The 16,779-nt window shown below is 72.7% G+C and carries 15 protein-coding genes; 4 read left to right on the top strand and 11 right to left on the bottom strand.

What is annotated here, in order from left to right; genetic code table 11:
* Positions 1-28: 28 nt before the first annotated feature.
* Positions 29-652 carry an HAD family hydrolase gene (locus FB455_RS27550; protein WP_145755302.1) on the bottom strand — a complete coding sequence of 208 codons (624 nt, stop codon included), beginning with the start codon at positions 650-652 and terminating at the stop codon, positions 29-31.
* A 37-nt stretch (positions 653-689) separates the two neighbouring features.
* Here FB455_RS27550 and FB455_RS27545 point away from each other — a divergent pair, with 37 nt between their 5' ends.
* On the top strand, positions 690-3,152 hold the full coding sequence (locus tag FB455_RS27545) for a helicase-associated domain-containing protein (RefSeq protein ID WP_145755301.1): 2,463 nt from the start codon (positions 690-692) through the stop codon (positions 3,150-3,152).
* A 1-nt stretch (position 3,153) separates the two neighbouring features.
* Here FB455_RS27545 and FB455_RS27540 read toward each other — a convergent pair whose 3' ends face one another.
* Together FB455_RS27540 and FB455_RS27535 are read right to left on the bottom strand one after the other, a co-directional pair.
* Positions 3,154-3,390, bottom strand: a complete 237-nt coding sequence (locus FB455_RS27540) for a hypothetical protein (RefSeq protein WP_013283702.1) — start codon at positions 3,388-3,390, stop codon at positions 3,154-3,156.
* Positions 3,391-3,510: 120 nt separating this feature from the next.
* Positions 3,511-4,386 carry a L,D-transpeptidase family protein gene (locus FB455_RS27535; RefSeq protein ID WP_013473736.1) on the bottom strand — a complete coding sequence of 292 codons (876 nt, stop codon included), beginning with the start codon at positions 4,384-4,386 and terminating at the stop codon, positions 3,511-3,513.
* Between the two features lie 216 nt (positions 4,387-4,602).
* Between FB455_RS27535 and FB455_RS27530 the strand changes: the two genes are divergently transcribed.
* Positions 4,603-6,282, top strand: coding sequence for a DNA repair helicase XPB (locus FB455_RS27530; RefSeq protein WP_041784416.1), 1,680 nt, complete (start codon positions 4,603-4,605; stop codon positions 6,280-6,282).
* Positions 6,283-6,329: 47 nt separating this feature from the next.
* On the opposite strand, the gene FB455_RS27525 is transcribed toward FB455_RS27530, so the two are convergent.
* The 6 genes from FB455_RS27525 to FB455_RS27500 all read right to left on the bottom strand — a co-directional run bounded on the left by FB455_RS27525 (position 6,330) and on the right by FB455_RS27500 (position 13,299).
* Entirely contained in the window at positions 6,330-9,236 is a 2,907-nt protein-coding gene (locus FB455_RS27525) for an RHS repeat domain-containing protein (protein ID WP_013283699.1), read from the bottom strand.
* A gap of 150 nt (positions 9,237-9,386) precedes the next feature.
* Positions 9,387-10,340: a zinc metalloprotease gene (locus tag FB455_RS27520; RefSeq protein WP_145755300.1), complete on the bottom strand. Its 954-nt coding sequence runs from the start codon at positions 10,338-10,340 to the stop codon at positions 9,387-9,389.
* A 92-nt stretch (positions 10,341-10,432) separates the two neighbouring features.
* Positions 10,433-10,756, bottom strand: a complete 324-nt coding sequence (locus tag FB455_RS27515; RefSeq protein ID WP_013283697.1) for a hypothetical protein — start codon at positions 10,754-10,756, stop codon at positions 10,433-10,435.
* Positions 10,749-11,606, bottom strand: coding sequence for a GNAT family N-acetyltransferase (locus tag FB455_RS27510; protein WP_123109967.1), 858 nt, complete (start codon positions 11,604-11,606; stop codon positions 10,749-10,751). Before FB455_RS27510 ends, FB455_RS27515 begins: the two co-directional genes overlap by 8 nt.
* A 391-nt stretch (positions 11,607-11,997) precedes the next feature.
* Positions 11,998-12,693 (bottom strand): TIGR03089 family protein, encoded by a 696-nt coding sequence (locus FB455_RS27505; RefSeq protein ID WP_013283695.1) that lies wholly within the window; start codon positions 12,691-12,693, stop codon positions 11,998-12,000.
* Positions 12,694-12,720: 27 nt separating this feature from the next.
* Positions 12,721-13,299: a TetR/AcrR family transcriptional regulator gene (locus FB455_RS27500; protein WP_013283694.1), complete on the bottom strand. Its 579-nt coding sequence runs from the start codon at positions 13,297-13,299 to the stop codon at positions 12,721-12,723.
* An 88-nt stretch (positions 13,300-13,387) separates the two neighbouring features.
* Between FB455_RS27500 and FB455_RS27495 the strand changes: the two genes are divergently transcribed.
* Together FB455_RS27495 and FB455_RS27490 are read left to right on the top strand one after the other, a co-directional pair.
* The gene (locus tag FB455_RS27495) at positions 13,388-13,762 is read left to right on the top strand and encodes a DUF4267 domain-containing protein (RefSeq protein ID WP_013283693.1); all 375 of its coding nucleotides are present in this window, start codon (positions 13,388-13,390) and stop codon (positions 13,760-13,762) included.
* A 95-nt stretch (positions 13,763-13,857) separates the two neighbouring features.
* Positions 13,858-14,940, top strand: a complete 1,083-nt coding sequence (locus FB455_RS27490; protein WP_145755299.1) for a hypothetical protein — start codon at positions 13,858-13,860, stop codon at positions 14,938-14,940.
* Here the strand turns inward: FB455_RS27490 and ligD (FB455_RS27485) are convergent.
* Both ligD (FB455_RS27485) and ligD (FB455_RS27480) read right to left on the bottom strand, forming a co-directional pair.
* Positions 14,873-15,781, bottom strand: a complete 909-nt coding sequence (gene ligD / locus FB455_RS27485; protein WP_145755298.1) for a non-homologous end-joining DNA ligase — start codon at positions 15,779-15,781, stop codon at positions 14,873-14,875. The genes FB455_RS27490 and ligD (FB455_RS27485) overlap by 68 nt on opposite strands.
* Entirely contained in the window at positions 15,771-16,709 is a 939-nt protein-coding gene (gene ligD, locus FB455_RS27480; protein WP_091332037.1) for a non-homologous end-joining DNA ligase, read from the bottom strand. The genes ligD (FB455_RS27485) and ligD (FB455_RS27480) overlap by 11 nt, the downstream gene beginning before the upstream one ends.
* Between the last annotated feature and the right edge of the window lie 70 nt (positions 16,710-16,779).

Raw genomic sequence — 16,779 nt, 5'->3', positions numbered from 1 at the left:
CTGTTGAACCCCGCTCCACTCGAACCGTCTACCCCTCCAAGGCTAGCCCGATGATCCGGTCCAGCGCCCTCGGGAATTCGACGAGATCATCAAGCACCAGGTACGCCCCGGCCTCGGTCAGTTCGTCGGCCGAGCACGGGCCGGTCGCCACTGCCACGCCCGGGATTCCCGCGGCTCGCGCGGCGGCCATGTCGGCCACGTGGTCGCCCACGTAGAGCGTCGCGCCGTGCTCGCGCAACGCGACCGCCTTCTGCTCGGCGAACACGTCCCCGGCCAGCTCGTCCACCGGTAGCCCGAGGTGGTCCAGGTGCAGCTTCGCCAGCCGGCCCATCTTCGCGGTCACCACCATCGTCCGCCCGCCGCGCGCCTGCACCGCGCGCAGCGCGGCCTCCGCACCCGGCATCGGCACGGCCGGCGTGATCGCGTACGCCGGATACAGCTCCCGGTAGAGCGTCACCGCCTCCTCGACGCGCTCCGGCGGGAACCAGTGCGCCAGCTCGGTACGCAGCGGCGGGCCCAGCCGGGAGACGGCCAGTTCCCCGTCCACGTGCACGCCCGTGCGCGCGGTGAGCGCCCGGAACGCGGCGGCGATCCCGGGCCGGGAGTCGACCAGGGTCATGTCGAGGTCGAAGCCGACCATCAGCGGAGACATGCCGAGAACCTACCCAGCGGGCTAGCGTGGTACGACGATGACCACCTCACTCGCCGACCACCTGCGGGCCCTCCCCGACGAGTCGCTTGCCGCCCTGCTCCAGCTGCGGCCGGACCTCGTCGTGCCGGTGCCGGCCGACGTGTCCGCCCTCGCCCTGCGCGCCCAGTCCCGGGTCTCCGTGGCCCGGGCGCTCGACGGGCTGGACCAGTTCACCCTCCAGATCCTCGACGCCGCCCGGCTCACCCGCGGTCCCGAGGGCGCCACCTCCACCGACCAGATCCTCGCCATGGCCACCGCCGGGCCGCAGCCGCCCGCCCCGACAGCGGTCCGCGCCGCCGTCGACCGGCTCCGGGCCCGGTTCCTGCTGTACGGCCCCGAGCACGACCTGTGCGTGGCCGGCGGCATCGACGAGGTGTCCCCGTACCCGGCGGGGCTGGGCCGGCCGGCGGCGGAGCTGGACCCGCGCGCGGCGGCGCTCTGCGCGGACCCGGCGAAACTGCGGCGGACGCTGCTGTCCGCGCCGCCCTCGGCCCGCGCGGTCCTGGACCGGCTCGCCGCCGGGCCGCCGGTCGGGACCGTGGCCCCCGGTGCGCTGGAGGCCCCCGCCACCGGCACCGAGGACGTGCTCCCGCCCGACCTGGTGAACGGCGGCGCGCCGACCGGCTCGCCGATCCGCTGGCTGGTCGAGCACCGGCTCCTGGTCCGGATGTCCGGCGGCCGCAACGGCACCGTCGAGCTGCCCCGCGAGGTGGGGCTGGTGCTGCGCCGCGACGCCGGTCCGCTCGGCCCGCTGCGCACCAGCCCGCCGGTGGTGTCCGGCCCGCCGCGCGAGGTGAAGTCCGTCGACTCGGCCGGCGCCGGGCAGACCATGGAGGTGGTCCGGCACACCGAGGCGATGCTGGAGGCGCTGACCGCCGAACCGGCACCGGTCCTGCGCTCCGGCGGCGTCGGCGTACGCGACCTGCGACGGCTCGCTCGTGGCCTCGGGCTGGACGAGCCGACCACCGCGCTGCTGTTCGAGGTGGCGTACGCGGCCGGGCTGACCGGCGAGATGGAGCTGACCGGCGCGGCCACCACCCGGTACGGCGGCGACCAGCAGATCCTGCCCACCGGCGGATACGAGGTGTGGCGCGCGGTGTCGCTGGCCCAGCGCTGGGAGCAGCTCGCCCGCGCCTGGATGTCGATGCCCCGCCAGGCCGGCCTGATCGGGCAGCGCGACGACCGGGACCGGCCCATCTCGGTGCTCTCCGCCGAGGCGGAACGAGCAGGGGCGCCGGCCGCCCGGCGTGCGGTGCTCGCCGTGCTGGCCGACCTGCCACCCGGCACCGCCCCGACCACCGACGAGGTGCTGGAACTGCTGGACTGGCGCGCGCCGCGGCGGGCCCGGGGGCGGGAGACGGCGCACCGGGAGGTGCTCGCCGAGGCCGCCACGCTGGGCGTGACCGGGCTCAATGCGCTCACCTCGTACGGGCGGCTGCTGCTCGCCGAGCTGACCGAGGCCGACGAGCGCGGTGACGACCCGCTCGGGCTGCGCTCCGACGCCGAGTCGGGCGACGCGTCGACGACGGTACGGGCGCTGGACGGGCTGCTGCCCGCCCCGGTCGACCACGTGCTGGTGCAGGCCGACCTGACAGTGGTGGTGCCCGGCCCGCCCGACCCGGCGCTCGCCGCCGAACTGGACGTGGTGGCCGAGCACGAGTCGGCGGGCGGAGCCAGCGTGCACCGGGTCACCACGGCGAGCATCAGGCGGGCGCTGGACGCCGGCTACACCGCCGACGACCTGCACGCGCTGTTCCGCCGCCGCTCGCGTACCCCGGTGCCGCAGGGCCTGACCTATCTGGTCGACGACGCGGCCCGCAAGCACGGCGGGCTACGCGTCGGGTCGGCCGGCGCATACGTGCGCAGCGACGACGAGACGCTGCTCAGCGAGGTGCAGGCGGACCGGCGACTGGAGCCGCTGGCGTTCCGCCGGCTCGCGCCCACGGTGCTGGTCACCCCGTACCAGGTCAACCGGATGCTCACCGCGCTGCGCGACGCCGGGTACGCCCCGGTGCCGGAGGACGCCAGCGGAGCGACTGTGCTGGCGCGGCCGAAGACCCGGCGGGCGCCGGCGCGTACCGCGATCGGCCGTGCGGTCGACCCGCTCGCCACGCCGAAGCTGCCGATGCCCCGCCTGCTCGGCGTGGTGGAGCAGATCCGCCGGGGCGAGGCGGCGGCCCGGGCGGCGCGGCGGGCCCCGGCGGTGGTCCGCGGCGCCCCGGCGGCCGGCGGTCCCGCGCCCGTGTCCGGGCACGGCGACGCGCTGGCGGTGCTCCAGCAGGCGGTACGGGACAAGGCGCTGGTCTGGGTCGGCTACGTCGACGCGCACGGGGCGACCGCGTCCCGGCTGGTCCGGCCGGTGTCGATCGGCGCCGGCTACCTGCGCGCCGAGGACGACCGGACGGAGATGCTGCACACGTTCGCGCTGCACCGGATCACTGCGGCGGTGCTGGAGGAGTGAGCTATTCCCCGTTGCGGCGCAGCGTGCCGATCACCGACACGGCCAGCAGCAACGCGAACGCGGCACCGGCCGACTCGCCCACCGAGTCGACGAAGCCCTGCTGCTGCACCAGCAGCCCGAACAGGAACCAGCCGAACACCCCCGCCGCGGCGGCCGCGTAGGCGAGCACGACCGCCGTGGGCACCTCCTGCTGCCGCGTCCGTTCGTCCTCGGGAAGCACGTCCTGGTCAACGGTCATGGCAGTCCCTCCCCGTCCCGGCATGGACCCGGCTTCCAGGGTTACACCAACCGGACCGCGCGGACAGGGGTTAAAACCCTGATCCGGGCGGTCCGGTCACGGGTGGGACGGATTCCGGGCTCAGGTGCCGGGGCGGCGGCCGATCACGACCACGCGGGTGCCGACCGAGCCCAGCTCCCACAGGCGTACCGCGTCACGGTGCAGCAGGTTGACGCAGCCGTGCGAGCCGATCGCGCCGTTGTGCAGGTAGGTGGTGGTCTCGTGGAAGCCGATCCCGCCGTTGAACTGCTGCCAGTACGGCAGCCACACCTCGTACGGGTTCGACCACTCGCGCGGGTTCTTCCGGCCCACCGAGTACGTGCCGGCCGGGGTGGCGTAGCCGGACATGCCGGTGCGGGTGACTGTCGGGCCCATCACCACAGTGCCGCCGCGCATCGCCCAGACCGTCTGCCGGGTCAGGTCGACGCAGAAGGTGAGCCGGGAACCGGCCCTGCACCGCGCGGTGTCCGTGGCGGCGAGCCGCTTCGCCACGTCGTACGTGGTGGGGCCGGCGCGACCCGAGGACGGGCTGATCCCGTACCGGATCTGGAACTTCTTGATCGCCGCGCAGTCGGCGGCGGACTGCTCGCCGTCCACGGTCAGCGTCCCGAAGCCGCCCAGCCTGGTCAGGTACGTCTCCACGGCCCGCTGGTGCTCCCCCTGCGGGCACCCGGCGGACGCGCTCGGCTTCGGCTTGGGCTTCGTCGTCTTCGTCGCCTCCGGCGACCGGGAGGGTTTCGGCGAGGCCGTCCGGCTCGGCTGCGCCGACGGGGACGTGACCGGCTGATCCGGCGTGGGCGACGCGCTCGCCCCCGATGCTCCCTCCGTCAGCCCGACCGGGCCGGGGGTGCTCCCCCCGGCGCCTTCCGCCTGCGGATCGAGCGCACAGGCGCCGACACCGACCAGCACGACCACCGCCAGGGCGGTGACCCGGGCGAGAAACCGGACACGCTGCATGGGCCCTCCCTGGACAGTTGTCCCGCTTGCTAGACGTGTGGGACGAGTATGACGTTGCCTGTCCAGCGAGACTTTTTTGCGGCGCCCTCCGGCGTGCAACACTGGATGGTCGGCCTGCGGCAGGTCAGCCGGGGTGCGGACGGGATGCCGGGCGACCGGGTTCCGGGCGACGAGTTTCCGGGCAGCGGGTTCCGGGCGATGCGAGAGGACGCTGGCGTGAGCGGTGGACCACTGATCGTGCAGTCGGACAAGACGCTGCTGCTGGAGGTGGATCACCCCGACGCGCAGGCGTGCCGGATGGCGATCGCGCCGTTCGCCGAGCTGGAACGCTCCCCCGAGCACGTGCACACCTACCGGCTCACGCCGCTTGGCCTGTGGAACGCCCGGGCCGCCGGCCACGACGCCGAGGGCGTGGTCGACTCGCTGATCAAGTATTCGCGCTACCCGGTGCCGCACGGACTGCTCGTCGACGTGGCCGAGACGATGGACCGGTACGGCCGGCTCCAGCTCGCCAACGACCCGGTGCACGGCCTGGTGCTGCGCGCGCTCGACCGGGTGGTGCTGATCGAGGTCGCCAAGAGCAAGAAGCTCGCCGGCATGCTCGGCGCGAAGCTCGACGACGACACCGTCGCGGTGCACCCGTCCGAGCGGGGGCGGCTCAAGCAGGCGCTGCTCAAGCTGGGCTGGCCGGCCGAGGACCTCGCCGGGTACGTGGACGGCGAGGCGCACCCGATCGAGCTGGCCGAGTCCGGCAAGGACGGCGGCAAGCCGTGGACGCTGCGGTCGTACCAGCGGGAGGCGGTCGAGGCGTTCTGGGCCGGCGGGTCCGGCGTGGTGGTGCTGCCCTGCGGCGCCGGCAAGACGCTCGTCGGGGCCGCGGCGATGGCCGAGGCGAAGGCGACCACGCTGATCCTGGTCACCAACACGGTGGCGGGACGGCAGTGGAAGCGGGAGCTGATCGCCCGCACGTCGCTGACCGAGGAGGAGATCGGCGAGTACTCGGGCGAGCGCAAGGAGATCCGCCCGGTCACCATCGCCACGTACCAGGTGCTCACCTCACGGCGCGGCGGCGCGTTCACCCACCTGGACCTGTTCGGCGCCCGCGACTGGGGCCTGGTCGTCTACGACGAGGTGCACCTGCTGCCCGCGCCGATCTTCCGCTTCACGGCGGACCTCCAGGCCCGTCGCCGGCTCGGCCTCACCGCGACTCTGGTACGCGAGGACGGCCGCGAGGGCGACGTGTTCAGCCTGATCGGCCCGAAGCGGTACGACGCGCCGTGGAAGGACATCGAGCAGCAGGGCTGGATCGCCCCGGCGGAGTGCACCGAGGTACGGGTGACGCTCACCGACGCCGAGCGGCTGGCGTACGCGACGGCGGAGGCCGAGGAGCGCTACCGGATGGCGGCGACCGCCCGCACGAAGCTGCCCGTGGTGCGGGCCCTGGTGGACCGGCACCCGTCCGAGCAGGTCCTCGTCATCGGTGGGTTCCTCGACCAGCTGCACCAGCTCGGCGAATACCTGGACGCGCCGATCGTGCAGGGCTCCACCACGAACAAGGAGCGCGAGCGGCTGTTCGACGCGTTCCGCTCCGGCGAGATCCGCACCCTGGTGATCTCCAAGGTCGGGAACTTCTCCATCGACCTGCCGGAGGCGGCGGTGGCGATCCAGGTGTCCGGCACGTTCGGCTCCCGGCAGGAGGAGGCGCAACGGCTGGGCCGGGTGCTGCGCCCGAAGGCCGACGGCCGGCAGGCGCACTTCTACACGGTGGTCTCCCGGGACACCATCGACACCGAGTACGCCGCGCACCGGCAGCGGTTCCTGGCCGAGCAGGGGTACGCGTACACCATCGTGGACGCCGACGACGTGCTCGGACCGTCGCTGCCCACAGTCGACTGAGCGACCGGTGGGCCGCCCCTTCCGGGCGGCCCACCGTCACGACCGGGTCAGGAGTAGTTGACCAGGAAGTAGTAGCTCGTCGTGTCGGTCCACACCCCGTCGGCGGTCCGGCCGCGCACCCGCATGGTGTACGAGCCGGCCGAGGTCGGCGTGAAGGTCGCCGTGGCGACTCCAGCGGCGTTCGCGGCCACTGTCACCGGCTGCCCGTCGTCGACCGTGTACTCGAACTCGGTCACACCCGGGCTGCCCTGCGTGAAGGTGAACTCACCGGCCACCCCCACACCGCCGGACCACTGACCGGCCGGGTAGGTGCCCGACGCGACGAGCGGCGCCGTGCCGACCAGGAACGGGTAGTCGGTCTGCGGCGTCTGGTCGCCCGAGGCGGTACGGCCCCGCACCGAGATGAGGTTCGCGCCGTTGCGGTCCATCGTCACAGTGATGTCCGTGACAAACGCATCAGGCTTCTTCGGCACGCTCTGCCAGGCGCCGCCGTTGAGCTGGTACTCGAAGGTCGTCACCTCGCTGATCTCGGTGTACACCCCGAACGTGCCGACCGACCCGACCCCGCCACGCGGGCTGTACTCGTCGTACGCGCTACTGACGTTGACCCGCGGCTCACGGACCCGGAAGTAGTACCGGCGCTCCGGGCTGACCGTGCCGTCGGCCGTCCGGCTGGTGACCGTCAGCAGCGTGTAGCCGGAGTGCGTCGGCGTGATCTCGATGGTCGCCCGACCGTCCGCGCCGGCGGCAACCACCTGCTCCTCGCCGCTGTACTCCAGGACGTAGCGGTACTCCGTCACGCCGGGACGGCCGGGGTTGAAGGTGAACCGGCCGGTCTGGCCGGGCTGACCCGCCGAGTCGTTCTCCGGGTAGTCGCTCGACGTCACCACAGGCGCGTCGCTGACCTCGAAGGTGTACGTCCGCGTCGGCGAGAAGGAGCCGTCCAGGAACCGGGTACGCACCGTCAGCGTGTTGCTGCCGGAGCGGTCCGGCGTGAGCATCACCCGGGTCCAGCTGGAATCCGTGTCCACGACCTGCTCGGGCCCGTCGTTGAGGCGGTAGACGTAGGCGTCGACGTCGGGCATCACGGTGTCGAACTGGAACTCACCCGGCATGCCGACACCGCCCCAGGCGCCGTACTCGTAGTAGGTGCTGGAGTAGACGGACGGCTTGGTGTCGATGACGTTGAACTGGTGCTCCTGCGTCTCCGAGACCGTGCCGTCGGCGCTGACGCTCCGCACGGTCAGCGCGTACCAGCCCGGCTCGGTGGGCGTCCAGTGCAGCACCGCGGTGCCGTCCGCGGCCGCGTCGACGCGCAGCAGATTGCCGTCACCGAACGAGTACTCGTACGCCACGACAGCGGTCCGGCCGGGCCGGAACGTGAAGCTGCCGGGACGGTCCACCACGCCGTCGTGCTCGGGGAAGGAGAAGTCGGCCGACTCCACGGTCGGCAGGTCGCGGACCGACACGTTCTCGGTGTACCCGCCGACGAACTCGCTGCCGACGTAGCTGCGTACCTCGACCTTGACGAGGCCCGCCTCGGCGAACGTCACCGGGATCTCGGTCGGGCCGTCGGGGTTCACCGGCACCCTGGTCTCACCGCCGGCACCGATCCGGTAGCCGAACTCGGTGACCCCCTCCACATTCGTCGACACGGCCAGCTTGCTGGGCAGCCCGATGCCGGCCATCGTCACCTGCACCTCCGGCGCGGTCGACTTCACCCAGAACTCGTAGCGGACCGTCTCGGACGAGTTCGACGCGCTGTCCACACTGCGCACGCTCAGCGAGTCGGAGAACGAGGTCGGGGTGTATTCGAGGGTCACGTCCGCACCGGGCGCGGGCGCGGGGATGTAGTTGTACGCGTCGCCGAAGCGCCCCCAGTAGTAGCCGACCACGTCCGGCGAGCCGTTGGCCTTGAACGTGAACGTCCCCGGCACTCCCGCCCCGCCGTGCGGCAGGCCGTCGTTCGGGTACTTCTCCGAGGTCACCACGGGGGCGGCGGGTCGCTGCGCGTCCACCTTGACGTAGCACGGCTCGGCCCACGGCGAGAAGTCGTGATCGTCGTAGGCGCGGGCGGTCCAGGCCACCACGGTCCCGTGCGGGTACTGAGACATGTCCCAGTCGAGCTTCGAGAGGGCGCCGCCGTAGCTGTAGCCGAACTGCTCGGCGCGCTGGTCCTCGTGGCCGACCGGCCATGCCGCGAACTGCCCCCGGTAGTTGGCGTCGTTGCTGTCCGCGTCCGCGCCCTTGACCATCAGGCCGTGGTTGCGCGGCCCCACCGGCTGCGGCTCGGTCTTGGTCCCGCAGGCCCAGGCCGGGAAGTCGATCCCGATCTGCCCGACCGTCGGCGCGTGGTTCGCCTCGCTGTTGATCACCGGGAACGGGCGGAGCTTACGGCCGTGGGAGAGCTTGCCCTCGGAGCCGTGCGGCACCCGGATCTCGACGGTGAGCGTCTGCTTGCCCTGATCCGCGAGCTTCTGGAGGGCGGGCATGATGTCCCACGCCAGATAGCCGGGGCAGGCCGCCTCCCCGCCGGCCTGCACCGTGCCGAGCAGCTCGCGACGACGCGGGCTCGACGCCCAGCTCGTGGTCGCGGTGATCGGGTCGGTACGCCACAGCTCGACCGGCTGGGCGGTCGCGCAGTCCGCCGCGGAGCGCTCCGCGACGACCAGGTCCGCCTTGTGGACGACGGTCCCGCGGAAACGCGAGATGTCGAAGGTGAAGTAGGACCGGGACTTGTGCTTCGTGCCGGTCGCGTCCGTCCAGGCGCCGACCGGCGCGTCCCCGTCCGTGTTGACGAACGACTTCCTCGGCTGTTGCGAATCCGTGTAGGCCCAGCCGGACTTGCCGGTGGTCCGGTGCTCGTAGGCCTGCGCCGGAGCGGTGTCGACACTGATCAGGCCGGCACCGAGCACAATGCCCAGTGACGCGGCGAGCATTCTTCGTGCGCGCACGACGATGCCCCTCCCCCCGTTGGACAACGGCGTGCATCGCCGTCGAGTCGCATGAGGGTATCGAGAAGGGACGACATCTGAGTACGCCGATTCGGGTGGGCTCCGGTCGACCGGGCGGACCGCGTCGTCACGGCCCGCCCGGTCTCGCGGTCAGCCTCGTCCGCCGGCGCGGAACGCGACCCAGGCGTCGCTCATCCGGTCGGCCTGGCCCGGGGTGAACATGTTCATGCAGGAGTCCTGCGTGTAGTCCATGAAGTTGTGGATCGGGTCGAGGCCCGGCGCGGTGCAGGTGTCCGCCCCGATCGGGCAGTTGAACTGCGGCGCCGCCTCACGCGGCGTGTCGGCCACGAAGTCGCCGGACGCGGAGCAGCCGTGCGCGAACGTGTGCTCCAGCATCAGCCAGTGCCCGACCTCGTGCGTGAGCGTGTCACCGAGCGCGTACTTGCCGGCCGTGCCGCCCGGCATCGACTCGTCGAGCATCACCACGCCGTCGATGTAGTCACGGCCGTTGTTGTAGCCCTTCGGGAAGTACGCCCAGCCGAGCAGCCCGTCACCGATGTTCGCCGCGTAGACGTTCAGCGTGCGGGAGTCGCCGGTGTAGAGCGCCTTCTTCATGTCCCGCTCGCTCTTGCCCGGCACCACCGTGTACCAGGAGCTGTTGACGGTCCACGTGGTGTCCACGAGCGAGAAGCGGAACGGCGTGTCCGACGCGTCGGCCGCGGTACGACCCGCGAACGAGTCGTTCAGCACAGTCATCTGCGCCGAGATGAGCGTGTTCCAACGGGCCTTCTCGGCCGCGCTCAGCTCGTGGTCCGAGATCATGTGGAAGATCGTCGGCACTGTGACGCTGCCGTTCGCCAGGCGCGGCGAGTCCTTGATGACGCCGTACGCCTTGGCCTCGTTCGTCGAGTAGAGCTCGGGCTCCTTGACGGTGGCGCCCTCGCGTACCCGGGCGGCGCCGTGGTTGTCGGCGCCCGGCTCGCACTCGGCGACCGCGGGAGAGGCGGCCACGGGTGCGGTCGTGGCGGAGGCTCCTCCGGCGGTCAGGAAGGTGGCGGCGGCAGCGACGAGCACTGCCAGGTGGATCGTCGGTTTCCTGTGCATCGTTGCACCTTTCGAGAGGCATGAAAGGAGTACCGACGCGGGGTTGTCAAAGCTGCGGATCGATGACGTCGTCGTTCCGCCATGAGACCACGTCACCGGGCGTCCGCAACAGCCCCCGGCGGCTCGGTCGATGTCACGGCGTCGGCGATGGCGCGCGCCACGCACTCGTAGTCACGCACCAGCGGCCCGACCAGCTTGGGGTCCGGCTCGAACGCGGCGACCAGTCCGCGTACCAGATCTCTGAGCCGGTCGTCCGGGCCGAGCCGCCGCCCCCGGTGCCGGCGGGCGACGCTGCGCCACCGGCGCAGACCGACGTCGGCGAGCCGTTCGTGGAGTTCGGGCGCGGGCACCGGGCAGCCGTTCGCCCACAGGTCGGCGAGGGCCCGCAGAATCGCCTCCCGCGTCGGGTCAGCCATGCAGATAGCGGGCGCGGCGGCCGAAGTCGCGGAAGCCGAGCCGCCGGTACAGCCCGGCGGCCGGGTTGTCGTCGTTGACGCAGAGCCACGCGGCGTCCGCGCCCGCGTCGGCGAGGCCACGCAGCACGCGCGCCACCAGGTACGCGCCGACCCGCCGCCCGCGCCACCCGGGTACCACGCCAACCTGGTCGATCCAGTTGTCGAGCACGGTCACGAAGCCGGCCGGCCCACCGTCCGGGCCGCGTGCGAGCAGCGTCAGCTCCGGGCGGAAGTCCTCGTCGTCACGCAGGTCGCCCAGCCACTCGGCGGCCTCCGGCTCGACGAATCCGGGCCGGTCGGCGAACGACGCGCGGTAGGTGGCGAACAACTCCCGCCCCAGCGTCGCAGGCTCCACAGTCACGCCGTCCGGCGCGGCGACCTCGGGCAGCGCGTCGAGGTCGTGCCGCAGCACCCACTCCAGGAACGTCCGCGTGTAACCACGCGCCGCGAACAACTCCTCCGCGCCAGCGGTCCACGTCTCCGTGGTGACCAGCAGGCCCGCACCTTCCGCCTGGTTCTCCGCCCGGTCCAGCAGCGCGCCGCCGAGCCCGCGCCCGCGCCACGCCGGGTGCACGAGGCCGGTGGCGGTGGCGGGCGTCCGTCCGGTGCCGACCCCGACGGCCGCGACCAGGTCGTCGCCGGACCAGGCGCCGTGGGTACGCGTCTGGAGCAGCCGCGCCCGCGCCAACGGGGTACGCCCGAACAGCGGCAACCCGCCGTCAGTGGCGAGGCACGCCTGCGCCAGGCCGGTCAACGCGGGCAGGTCGTCCTCGCCGAACTCCCGCCAGACCAACGCATCCGTCCCGTCCACGCCCGCTCCCGCCACCCCGCCCGACCCCCACGGTCCAGCACACCGACGCAGTAGGCCCCACCCCTCCCCCCGAGGTCAACCACTTTCCCCACCCACCCCGACCCTCCGGGCCACCCACCTTGAGACAGACGCCCCACCGACCGGGATCGGCCGAGATCTCGGAAGCACCCTCCGCGATCTTGGAGTTGTGGCACCTCACGAATACCGCTAATCCGACCATCTGGGCGCCACAGCTCCAAGATCGACGGAAGCCGCCCCATCACCCCGTTGATCATGCAGTTGCTGCCCTGATAAAAGTCGCAACCCGGGCATCAGGAGGGCCGAAACCGCAAGATCGACGAGAGCGAGGGCGGTAGGCGCGGCGCGGGCGGGGAGGGTGGGGAGGGCGGGGCTAGGGGGTGGGGGTGGGGGTGGCGTGGATCAGGACTGTGGCGCCAGCGGACAACGGGGCCAGCAGCCACTTCAGGGGCTGCTCGTCCTCGGTCGGGTCGATCACGAGGCGATCACCTTGGTGCAGGTTCATCTGGGTGGCGATCTCGGCGGCCAGGCGGCGCCACGCGCCGAAGCTGGTGCCGTCCGGCGTGGCCGGGTCGGACGGGTCGACGGCGGTGTAGTCCGGCGGGTCGGTCGGGTGCCGCAGCACCTCGGCCGACCAGTCCAGCCAGCCCGGCGGCACCTCGTCGAGCGGGCCCGGCCCGGTGCCCACCAGGTAGCGGTGCGTCCCCTCGGGCACGTCCTCCAGCCAGTCGTCGAGGCGTTCCGGGGTCACGAACACCGCGTCGTAGGGCCGGTCCGCGCCGGGTTCGAGCACCGGCAGCCCGGCCAGCGCGCGGGGACGGAACGACACGGTCAGCCCGATCGACCAGGCGCCGATCAGCACCGCCGCGGTACGCCAGTGCGGCGGCAGCAGCACCGCCACCCGGTCACCGGGGCGCAGCCCGCACCCGTCGCGCAGCAGCCCGGCACTACGGGCCGCCCACCGGCCCAACTGCGGCCCGGTCAGCTCGGTTCGCTCGCCGGTGGCGTCGTCGAGGTAGGTCAGCAGTGGCTCGTCGGTCGCGACGGCGGCGGGTGCGCGGGTGGCCATCGGATGTACTCCTCCCTGGCGGTCAGCTCACCCTAGCCGGGCGAACCGGTCGACCAGGAGGGCCAACCGCCGCTCGTGTTCGTCCCGCCGCAGACGGCCGCCGCGCATCAGCGTGACCTGGCCGTGCAGCGCGCTCCAGAACGTCTCGGTGAACGTCTCCAGGTCGTCGTCGCCGGTGAACGGGCGCAGCGTCTCGGCCAGTTCGGCGAAGGCCCGGACCAGCTCGACGGGTGTGTCCTGGCTGGCGAAGGAGAGGGCGACGGGGAGGGTGAAGATCGCGTCGTAGAGCGCGGGCCGGCGTTCGGCGAACGCGGCGTACGCCGTGGCGATGGCGGCCACCGCGGCCCGCGGGTCGGTGGCGGCGGCCCGGGCGGCGGCGAGTTCGACTGCCAGTTCGGCGCAGCCCTCCAGAGCGACGGCCGCCATGATGGCGTCCTTGCCCTTGAAGTGGCTGTAGAGGACGGGCTGGCTGTACTCGATCTCGGCGGCGAGGCGGCGGGTGGTGACCGCGTCCCAGCCCTCCGACTCGGCGAGGTCCCGGGCGGCGGTGATGATCGCCCGTTCGCGGTCCGCCCGCTCCCGCTCCCGGCGCGCCTGAATCGACATGACCGGCACTCTAGCACCGCTAGCCAATCTATCGGCGCTCTGCTAGCTTCGCTCTCATCCCTAGCAGCGCTAGAATCTTGGAGTCGGCATGCTCACCCTCGTCGCCTACGGGCTCGCCATCGTCCTCAGCCTCTTCATCGTCCTGATCGGCGCGCGCTTCCTCCTCGTTCCCCGAGCCGCCGCCGCCGGCTACGGCGTCCCCGCCGCGGAGGGCACGGGAGATCCCGCGTACCTCACGATCAAAGGGCTGCGTGACCTCACCTACGGCCTGGTCGGCCTCGCCTTGATCGCCTTCACCAGCGCCGACGCCGTCGCCTGGTTCATGCTCGTGGTCGCACTCGCCCCGCTGGGCGACACCCTCATCGTGCTGCGGCACGGCGGCTCCCGGGCGACCGCCTTCGGCATCCACTTCGCCACCGCCGTGGTCGTCCTCCTCGACGCCGCGCTGCTGTTCGCGCTCTAGCCGGGCCCACCGGTCCGCGACCGTCGACTTTGGTCGCGGGCCCGGTCGTCCGACGGCCGTATCGGGGGGCCGGGTGGCTGCGGGACCGTGCGGGCATGACGACCGAACCCCCGCGCCGGCGGCTGGTGCCGGCGATCGCGCTGCTGCTGCTCGCCCCGTGGACCGCCGAGTGCTCCTGGGGCGGCTTCACCCTCACCGGCATGCCGTTCGTGGTGCTGGTGCTCGCCCCGATGTACGGCGGGGCCGCGCTGCTGATCCGCGAGACGGCCCGGCGGTTCGGGCTCGGCTGGCCGGGGATCGCGCTGCTCGCTGCCGCGTTCGGCGTGATCCAGGCCGGCTTGGTCGACCAGTCGTTGTTCAATCCGGGGTTCCTGGACGACACCGAGTTCGCCGACACCCGGGCCGCGGCGGAGGCCACGCTGGTGCCCGGTCTCGGGTTCAGCGCGAGGCAGGCGGTCGACTACGTGGGCAACCATGTGGTGCTGACCGTCTGCGCGCCGATCGCGCTCGTCGAGTCGTACCTCGGTGCGGGCCGCCGGGCGCGGCCCTGGCTGGGCCGACCGGGGCTGACCGCGGCGGCGCTGCTCTGGCTCGGCGGCAGCCTGCTGGTGTTCGCCGACGACGGTGGCCGCAAGAACTTCCTGGCCTCGCCGGTCCAGTTGGCGGTCGCCACCGGCGTGGCACTGGCCCTCATCACCGCCGCCCTGCTCCGCCACCGGCACGCCGGGCCACCGCCCGACGCGCCGACGCCCGCCGGGCCGACGCCCGCAGGCCGACCGCAAACCGAAGCCGGCCCGCCCCGGCCGCTCCGGCCCGCGCTGGTCGTGGCGGCGGCGTACGTGGGTTCCACGATCGCCCCGGGATGGCCGGGAGTGGTGCTCGCCCTCGCACTCGCCGGGATCGCCGCCGCCCTGCTGACGCGCTGGTCCCGGCGACCCGGCTGGGGGCAGCGGCACGTGCTCGCCACCGGTTCGGCCGGCCTGGTCGTCGCCGCGGCGCTCGCGTACACCGTGCCGACCTATGCCCCGGCGAGCCCGGTGGCGGCGCTGGTGGGTGACGTGGCGATCAGCGTGATCGTGCTGCTGCTGGTGGGCGGCGCGTGGTGGCGGGTCACGGCAGTTCGGGACCGCCGTCGAGCAGCGGCGCCAGCAGGTCGCCCTGCTTCTCCACCCGCTTGAGCACCTCACCAGCGGTGTACGGCCGCGTCGACGGCCGCTTCCCCGCCGCCCCGGCCTCCACCTCGTCCCAGGTCAGCGGCGTGGACACCGAGGGCACCGACTGGGCCCGCAGCGAGTACGGCGCCACAGTCGTCTTCGCCGCGTTGTTCTGACTCCAGTCGATGAAGACCTTGCCGGGGCGCAGGTTCTTCGCCATCTTCGACACGACCAGCTTCGGGTGTGCCTGCTCCAGCTCCTGCGCGATGCGCTTGGCGTAGTCGGAGACGACCTCGGCGTCCTGCGTGCCGGCGATCGGGCAGCAGAGCTGCATGCCCTTCTTCCCGGACGTCTTCGGGTACGCCTCGACGCCGTCGTCGGCCAGCCGGTCGCGCATCAGCAGCGCCACCCGGCAGCACTGCTTGAGCGCGGCCGGGGCGCCCGGGTCCAGGTCGACCACCATCATGTCCGGGTGGGCGCCGATCTTCCACTGCGGAGTGTGCAGCTCAAGCGCGGCCAGGTTGGCCAGCCACACGAGTGTGGGCAGCTCGTCGCAGACCACGTAGTCGATGGTCTCCCGCCCCTTCGTGGACCCGGGGGCGGGCAGGTTCTCGGTGCGTACCCAACCGGGGGTCGCGGCGGGTGCGTTCTTCTCGAAGAACGAGCCGCCGTCGACGCCGTTGGGGAACCGGATCCGGGTCAGCGCGCGGTCGCGCAGGTGCGGCAGCAGCACCGGGGCGATCCGGGTGTAGTAGTCGATCACCTCGCCCTTGGTGAACCCGGCCTTCGGGAACAGCACCTTGTCCAGGTTGGACAGCTCCAGTGAGCGCCCCTCGACCTCGACCTTCAACCGCTCAGAGGGCATCGTCGACCTCCTCGGGCGGCTTGTCCGGGCGCAGGCGCAGGATGCGCGGGAAGCGCAGCCGGCCGTCCGGCGTGCGCTGGCCGTACTTGACCTCCACCACGATCCGGGGAGTTACCCAGATCGCGCCCCGGGCATCCTCGCGCGGCACCCCGGCCGCGAACGGCGAGTCGGTGGAGCGCAGCGGTTCCAGCTCGCGCAGCAGTTCCCGTTCGAGCGCCGCGCCGATCCCGCCGCCGACCCGCCCCCGGTAGACCAGCCGTCCGTCCGGGCCGGGCACGCCGACCAGCAGGCCACCGACGCGCCGCGCGCCGGGCCGCCAGCCGCCGACCACGAAGTCGGCGGTGACCTCCAGCTTGACCTTCACCCAGTCCGGCGAGCGCACGCCGGGCCGGTAGAGCGAGTCGACCCGCTTGGCCATCACCCCTTCCAGCCCGTGCTCGCCGGCCGCCGCGTAGGTGGCCGGGCCGTCGCCGAAGACCGGCGGCACCGCCCACCGGGCGGCGCCGAGCCCGAGCGACTCCAGCGCCGCCCGCCGCTCCCGCCACGGCCGGGCGGTCAGGTCGACGCCGTCGAGCCGCAACAGGTCGAAGATCATGTACGTGACGGGTACTGTCGCCGCCAGCCGCGCCGCCTTGGCCGGGTTGCGGACGTGCATCCGCTCGGCGAGCGCGGTGAACGAGGGCTGCCCGTCGGTGAAGAGGACGACCTCGCCGTCGAGCAGCGCGTCGCCGACCTGCTCGGCCAGGTTGAGCAGTTCCGGGTACGCGGTGGTGATCTCGACGCCGGAGCGGGCGTAGAAGTGCCTGTCGCCGCGCGAGATGTCGGCGAGCGCGCGGACGCCGTCCCATTTGAACTCGTACGACCAGGCGGCGCCGGCCGGGAGCTGCCCGGTCGTCGCGAGCATCGGCTTCAACGGCGCGCCGGGCACCTCCTGACTGTAGTTGCGCACGGAAGCGCGTGCGTCCCGTTCGATCGTTTGCGATTCTGGTTGTCAACCG

This window comes from Micromonospora sp. CNZ296, from assembly GCF_007827635.1.
This window is presented reverse-complemented; position numbering and strand designations above follow the sequence as displayed.

What these genes read in the sequence shown, in the direction of transcription:
- FB455_RS27550 (WP_145755302.1), bottom strand. Translation starts at nt 652, where the DNA reads ATGTCTCCGCTGATGGTCGGCTTCGACCTCGACATGACCCTGGTCGAC.
- FB455_RS27545 (WP_145755301.1), top strand. Translation starts at nt 690, where the DNA reads ATGACCACCTCACTCGCCGACCACCTGCGGGCCCTCCCCGACGAGTCG.
- FB455_RS27540 (WP_013283702.1), bottom strand. Translation starts at nt 3,390, where the DNA reads ATGACCGTTGACCAGGACGTGCTTCCCGAGGACGAACGGACGCGGCAG.
- FB455_RS27535 (WP_013473736.1), bottom strand. Translation starts at nt 4,386, where the DNA reads ATGCAGCGTGTCCGGTTTCTCGCCCGGGTCACCGCCCTGGCGGTGGTC.
- FB455_RS27520 (WP_145755300.1), bottom strand. Translation starts at nt 10,340, where the DNA reads ATGCACAGGAAACCGACGATCCACCTGGCAGTGCTCGTCGCTGCCGCC.
- FB455_RS27515 (WP_013283697.1), bottom strand. Translation starts at nt 10,756, where the DNA reads ATGGCTGACCCGACGCGGGAGGCGATTCTGCGGGCCCTCGCCGACCTG.
- FB455_RS27505 (WP_013283695.1), bottom strand. Translation starts at nt 12,693, where the DNA reads ATGGCCACCCGCGCACCCGCCGCCGTCGCGACCGACGAGCCACTGCTG.
- FB455_RS27500 (WP_013283694.1), bottom strand. Translation starts at nt 13,299, where the DNA reads ATGTCGATTCAGGCGCGCCGGGAGCGGGAGCGGGCGGACCGCGAACGG.
- FB455_RS27495 (WP_013283693.1), top strand. Translation starts at nt 13,388, where the DNA reads ATGCTCACCCTCGTCGCCTACGGGCTCGCCATCGTCCTCAGCCTCTTC.
- FB455_RS27490 (WP_145755299.1), top strand. Translation starts at nt 13,858, where the DNA reads ATGACGACCGAACCCCCGCGCCGGCGGCTGGTGCCGGCGATCGCGCTG.
- ligD (WP_145755298.1), bottom strand. Translation starts at nt 15,781, where the DNA reads ATGCCCTCTGAGCGGTTGAAGGTCGAGGTCGAGGGGCGCTCACTGGAG.